Origin of the sequence: Streptomyces sp. (genome assembly GCF_031181705.1) — a bacterium.
GTDB lineage: Bacteria > Actinomycetota > Actinomycetes > Streptomycetales > Streptomycetaceae > Streptomyces.
Genome location: NZ_JAPSKN010000144.1, coordinates 1 through 6,416, shown reverse-complemented (window position 1 = coordinate 6,416; position 6,416 = coordinate 1). Strand labels below are relative to the sequence as shown.

The following is a 6,416-nucleotide window of genomic DNA, read 5'->3' as shown; positions in this document are numbered from 1 at the left end:
GCCCCGGCACCGACGGCGGTGACGCACAGGGCCCTGTCACGAAGGCCCGGACGCCCGCCGAGGAAACCGACCTCGCGCACATCGACGAGGTGGAGGGCGACGAACCGCTGCTCCCCGCGCGCGTGCACCGCCCGTCCGATCTGATGCGGCTGCTGGTGGGCGTGCTCGCCGTGGCGCTGCTGATCGGCATCGCCGCGTTCGCGCACGGCACCACCTCCGGCCTCGAACAGGACATCAACAAGGGCACCGGGCAGGCGCCCGACCTGCTCATCAAGATCGCCGGCCTGGCCTCCAGCATCGCGATCCTGCTGGTGCCGGTCGCCTTCGCGATCGAGCGGCTGATCAAGCGGGACGGGCTCCGGATCGCCGACGGCGTCCTCGCGGCCGTCCTCGCCCACGGCGTGACCCTCGCCACGGACCTGTGGGTCGCCCGGGCCGCGCCCGACTCGATCCAGGAGGCGCTCACCCAGCCCTCCCCCGGCGACATCCACGCCTTGACCGACCCCGTGCACGGCTACCTGGCGCCGGTCATCGCCTACATGACGGCCGTCGGCATGTCCCGTAGGCCGAGATGGCGCGCGGTGCTCTGGGTCGTCCTGCTCCTCGACGCCTTCTCGATGCTCGTCACCGGGTACACGACCCCGTTCTCGATCATCCTGACCGTGCTGATCGGCTGGACCGTCGCCTACGGCACGCTGTACGCGGTCGGCTCGCCCAACGTCCGGCCCACCGGGCAGACCCTGATGGCGGGTCTACGGACCGTCGGATTCCGCCCGGTCAGCGCGTCCCGCGATGACCACTCGGACAACCCGGACGCCGGTGACCGCGGCCGGCGCTACTTCGTGACCCTGGAGGACGGCCCACCGCTGGACGTCACGGTGGTCGACCGCGAGCAGCAGGCGCAGGGCTTCTTCTACCGCGCCTGGCGCAACCTCACCCTGCGCGGCTTCGCCACCCGCAGCAGCCTCCAGTCGCTGCGCCAGGCCCTGGAGCAGGAGGCGCTGCTGGCGTACGCGGCGATCGCGGCCGGCGCCAACGCGCCCAAGCTGATCGCCACCTCCGAGCTCGGCCCCGACGCGGTGATGCTCGTCTACGAGCACAGCGGCGGCCGCACCCTGGACTCCCTGGAGGACGAGGAGATCACCGACGACCTGCTGCGCGACACCTGGCACCAGGTGAAGGCGCTGCAGTCCCGGCGCATCGCGCACCGCAGGCTGGTGGGCGACGCGATCCTGGTGGATCGTTCCGGCACGGTGATCCTCACCGACCTGCGCGTCGGCGAGATCGCCGCCGGCGACCTGCTGCTGCGGATGGACATCTCCCAGCTGCTGGTGACCCTCGGGCTACGGGTGGGCGGCGAGCGGGCGGTCGCCTCGGCGGTGAGCGTGCTCGGCCCGGACGCCGTGGCGGACTGCCTGCCGATGCTCCAGCCCATCGCGCTCAGCCGCTCCACGCGCGCGACGCTGCGCAGACTGGCCCGGGAACGGGCGCAGCGCGAGCGCGAGGCGGTCCTGGAGGCCTCCCAGCAGGCCAAGCAGGCGCGCCTGGAGGAGCAGTCCGACGCGACCGTGCCCGTCCTGGAGAAGCCCGACAAAAAGGCCGTGCGGGCGGAGCAGCGGGCCGAGAAACGGGCGATCGACGAGGCCCTGGAGGAGGCGCGCGAGGAGGACCTGCTCACCCAGATCCGCCACGAGGTGCTGCGGATCAGGCCCCAGGCACCGGTCGAACCGGCCCGGCTGGAGCGGGTGCGGCCACGCACGCTGATCAGTTTCATCGCCGGCGCGATCGGCGCGTACTTCCTGCTGACACAGCTCACGCACATCGAGTTCGGGCCGCTCATCGCCCACGCCGAGTGGGGCTGGGTCGCCGCGGCCGTGCTGTTCTCGATGGCGAGCTACTTCGCGGCGGCGATGGCGCTGCTGGGGTTCGTGCCCGAGCGGGTGCCGTTCCTTCGGACGGTGGCGGCACAGGTCGCCGGGTCCTTCGTGAAGATCGTCGCCCCGGCGGCCGTGGGCGGTGTGGCGCTGAACACGCGCTTCCTGCAGCGCGCGGGGGTGCGGCCGGGGCTGGCGGTGGCGAGCGTGGGCGCCTCGCAGCTGTTCGGGCTCGGCTGCCACATCCTGATGCTGCTGTCCTTCGGCTATCTGACCGGTACCGAGAAGACCCCGTCGCTGTCGCCGTCCCGGACGGTCATCGCCGGTCTGCTGACCGTGGCGGTGCTCGTGCTCGTGGTCACGTCGGTACCGTTCCTGCGGAAATTCGTCGTCACGCGCGTGCGGTCGCTGTTCGCGGGGGTCGTGCCGCGCATGCTGGACGTGCTCCAGCGGCCGCAGAAGCTGGTCACGGGCATCGGCGGCATGCTGCTGCTGACCGCCTGCTTCGTGATGTGCCTGGACGCCTCGATCCGCGCGTTCGGCGACGAGTCGACCTCGATCAGCATCGCCAGCGTCGCCGTCGTCTTCCTCGCGGGCAACGCACTCGGGTCCGCCGCGCCCACTCCGGGCGGTGTCGGCGCGGTCGAGGCGACCCTGACGGTCGGTCTGATCGCCGTCGGACTGCCGAAGGAGGTCGCGGCACCGGCGGTGCTGCTGTTCCGGCTGCTGACCCTGTGGCTGCCGGTCCTGCCGGGCTGGCTGGCCTTCAACCACCTGACCCGCAAGCAGGCCCTCTGACGCCGTCCGCCCGTGCCCTGCGCCAGGGCCGGCGGCCGGCTCCGCGACCCGTCTGCCCCTCTTACCTCGTACGGCACGCGTCCCGCGCGCCCCGCTCGGTGCCGCCGCAGGATGGAACCATGCCAACCCTCCTCCGGCTGCGCGCCGCCGCCCTGACCGCCACCGCCGTGCTGCTGTCGACCGTGCTGGCCGGCTGCGGCGGTGGCGACACCGAGGACGAGGACCTCACACGGCAGGAGCTGGAGTGGACGGCCTGTCCGGCCCCGGACGAGGCGCAGGGCGGCGGGGCCGCGCCGTCCCCGCTGCCGGACGACGGCGAGTGGCAGTGCGCCACCATGAAGGCGCCCCTCGACTGGGACGAGCCCGAGGGCGACACGATCGGCCTCGCACTGATCCGGATCAGGTCCACCGGCAGCGCCGGCGAGCGCATCGGCTCGCTGGTCTTCAACTTCGGCGGCCCCGGCGGCTCGGGCGTCAAGTCGCTGCCCGCCTTCGCCGAGGACTACGGAACCCTGCGCACCCGCTACGACCTGGTCAGCTTCGACCCCCGCGGGGTCGGCCGCAGCAAGCCCGTGATCTGCGCGAGCGATCAGCAGCTCGACGCGTACTCCCAGCAGGACGCGACTCCCGACGACAACGCGGAGCGCACGCAACTCCTGGACAGCACCAGGGAGTTCAACGAAGCCTGCGAGGAGAACTCCGAGAAGATGCTGCCGAACGTGCGCACCACCGACGCCGCCCGCGACCTCGACCTGATGCGCCAGGTCCTCGGCGACGGCAAGCTGCACTACTTCGGCTTCTCCTACGGAACCGAACTCGGCGGCGTCTACGCGCACCTGTTCCCCCGGCGGGTCGGCCGCGCCGTGTTCGACGCCGTCGTCGACCCCACCCAGAACACCGAACAGGGCTCGCTGGGGCAGGCCGAGGGCTTCCAGCTCGCCCTGGACAACTTCGCCGAGGACTGCGTGTCCAAGACCGAGGAATGCCCCCTCGGCGCCAGCGCGCAGGACGTGAAGGACCGTATCGCCACACTGCTGAGGGACCTCGACCGCAAGCCGATCCCGGGCGTCTTCCCCCGGCAACTGACCCAGACCGCGGCGACCAACGGCATCATGCAGGCCCTGTACTCGCAGGACTTGTGGGAGTACCTCACGGAGGGGCTGCAGCAGGCGTACGAGGGCGACGGCAGCATCCTGATGCTGCTGTCCGACTCGATGAACGGGCGCAGCGAGAACGGCGAGTACGACAACTCGACCGCCGCCCACACCGCCATCAGCTGCGCCGACACCAAAGCGCGCTACGACACCGCCTACGTCGAGCGGAAACTGCCCGAGTTCCGGGCGGCGTCCCCCCTGTTCGGCGACTCCCTGGCCTGGGGCATGGTCGGCTGCACCGACTGGGCCGTGCCGGGCGCCGCCGACCACCCGGACGTGAGCGCGCCGGGCGCCCCGCCGATCCTGGTCATCGGCAACACCGGCGACCCCGCCACCCCCTACGAGGGGGCGCGGGCGATGGTGAACGCGCTGGGCAAGGGGGTCGGCGTCGAGCTGACGTACCGGGGGCAGGGACACGGCGCCTACGCCAGCAAGAACAAGTGCGTGCTGGACGCGGTGCACGGCTACCTGCTGGACGGAAAGGTGCCGCAGGCGGGGGCCGTCTGCACCTGAGTCCCGCTGCCGCCCCGGCGAACGTGCAGGTCAAAAGGTTATCCACAGGCCGGAACGGTCGGCGCGGGGATCTGCCTACCATGGCTCGACCGCCATCCGCGGCACGGCGCGGACGGCTTGCGAGGGGGGATGGGCTCATGTCGCGTTTCCTGCGGTGGACCGCTCTGGCGGCCGCCTCGGCACTGCTGGCGGCCGGGTGCAGCGGCGGCTCGTCCGGCGACGGCAAGGGCGGGCTCTCCTGGGGCCGTTGCAAGGCCACCGCGGACGCCCCGGCGCCGAGCGGCGAATGGCAGTGCGCCACGCTCAGGGTGCCGCTGGACTGGTCGAAGCCGGACGGGGAGACGATCGGGCTGGCACTGATCCGCGCCAAGGCCCGCGGTGACGACCGCGCCGGCTCGCTCCTGTTCAACTTCGGCGGTCCGGGTGCCTCGGGCGTGTCCATGATGCCGTCGTACGCCCCGACCGTCTCCCGGCTCCGCGAGCGGTACGACCTGGTGAGCTGGGACCCGCGCGGAGTGGGCGCCAGCGAGGGCGTGCGCTGCCGCGACGACAAGGAGATCCAGGCGGCCGAGTCGGTGGACGTCACCCCGGACACACCCGCGGAGGAGAAGGCCTACTTCGCGGACGCGGCCGACTTCGGCCAGGGCTGCCGGAAGGACGCCGGGGAGCTGATGGCGCACGTCTCGACCGCCGACTCGGCCCGCGACATGGACCGCATCCGCCAGGCCGTCGGCGACGACCGGATGAACTACTTCGGCATCTCCTACGGCACGGAACTCGGCGGCACCTACGCCCATCTGTTCCCGAAGCGGGTCGGGCGGATGACGCTGGACGCGGTCGTCGACCCCGGCGCCGACACCGTGGGCCACGCGAAGAACCAGGCCAGGGGCTTCCAGCGCGCGCTGAACGGCTACCTGAAGTCCACGGGCCAGGATCCGCGGGAGGGCTCGCGGAAGATCACGGCCCTGCTGCGGCGGCTCGACGCCCGTCCCCTGCCCACCGGCACGCCGGGGCGGAAGCTCACCCAGACGCTCGCGGCCACCGGCATCATCCTGCCGCTGTACAGCAAGGACAGCTGGCCGACGCTCACCAGCGCCCTGGACGCGGCCGAGCGCGGCGACGGCTCGGAGCTGCTGGCCCTCGCCGACGGCTACAACGAACGCGACCCCTCGGGCCGCTACGGCACGACGACCCACTCACAGCGGGTCATATCGTGCCTGGACGACCGGCAGCGGCCGACCGCGGCCGAGACGAAGAGGCTGCTGCCGGAGTTCGAGGGGATCTCCCCGGTCTTCGGGACGTTCCTCGGCTGGGACACGGCCGGCTGGTGCCACGACTGGCCGGTGCCCGGGCAGCACGACACCCCGGAAGTGAGCGCCCCGGGCGCGGCGCCGGTCCTGGTGGTGGGCAACACCGGCGACCCGGCCACCCCCTACGAGGGCGCGCGGAGGATGGCCGACGAGCTGGGCAAGGGCGTCGGGGTGCTGCTCACCTGGCGGGGCGAGGGACACGGTGCGTACGGCAGCGGCAGCGACTGCGTCGATTCCACCGTCGACGCGTATCTGCTGGACGGCTCGGTCCCCAAGGACGGCAAGGTCTGTTCATGACGACGGCGGGGGCTCCGGGCACCCGTGGTGCGCGAAGCCCCCGCCGCTCACGGAGGCAGGCCGGATACGGCTCAGTACACCGGCTTGCTCGGCTCGATCTGGTTGACCCAGCCGATCACGCCGCCGCCGACGTGGACGGCGTCCGAGAAGCCCGCGGACTTCAGGACCGCCAGGACTTCCGCACTGCGGACGCCCGTCTTGCAATGCAGGACGATCTTCTTGTCCTGCGGGAGGCTCTCCAGGGCGGTGCCCATGAGGAACTCGTTCTTCGGGATGAGCCGGGCGCCCGGGATGGAGACGATCTCGTACTCGTTCGGCTCGCGGACGTCGATGATGTCGATGCTCTCGCCGTCGTCGATCCACTCCTTGAGCTGCTTGGGAGTGATCGTGGAGTCGGCGGCCGCCGCCTGGGCCTCCTCGGACACGACGCCGCAGAAGGCCTCGTAGTCGATGAGTTCGGTGACGGTCGG

General features: G+C 71.8%; 4 protein-coding genes. 3 read left to right on the top strand and 1 reads right to left on the bottom strand.

The features are described 5' to 3' along the window. From RIN80_RS22555 to RIN80_RS22545, 3 genes are all read left to right on the top strand, one after another. The coding region (locus RIN80_RS22555) for a lysylphosphatidylglycerol synthase domain-containing protein (RefSeq protein WP_375141775.1) at window positions 1-2,672 on the top strand (2,672 nt) is incomplete at its 5' end. Window positions 2,673-2,791: 119 nt separating this feature from the next. Further along, a complete protein-coding gene (locus RIN80_RS22550; RefSeq protein WP_309097458.1) occupies window positions 2,792-4,339 on the top strand; it encodes an alpha/beta fold hydrolase in 1,548 nt (515 codons plus the stop codon). A 137-nt stretch (window positions 4,340-4,476) separates the two neighbouring features. After that, on the top strand, window positions 4,477-5,946 hold the full coding sequence (locus tag RIN80_RS22545; RefSeq protein WP_309097457.1) for an alpha/beta hydrolase: 1,470 nt from the start codon (window positions 4,477-4,479) through the stop codon (window positions 5,944-5,946). Window positions 5,947-6,017: 71 nt separating this feature from the next. Here RIN80_RS22545 and RIN80_RS22540 read toward each other — a convergent pair. Continuing rightward, a partial coding sequence (locus tag RIN80_RS22540; RefSeq protein ID WP_309097456.1) for a rhodanese-like domain-containing protein occupies window positions 6,018-6,416 on the bottom strand: 399 nt, incomplete at its 5' end.

Coding starts and splice junctions, on each gene's coding strand:
- RIN80_RS22550 (WP_309097458.1), top strand. CDS start 2,792: ATGCCAACCCTCCTCCGGCTGCGCGCCGCCGCCCTGACCGCCACCGCC.
- RIN80_RS22545 (WP_309097457.1), top strand. CDS start 4,477: ATGTCGCGTTTCCTGCGGTGGACCGCTCTGGCGGCCGCCTCGGCACTG.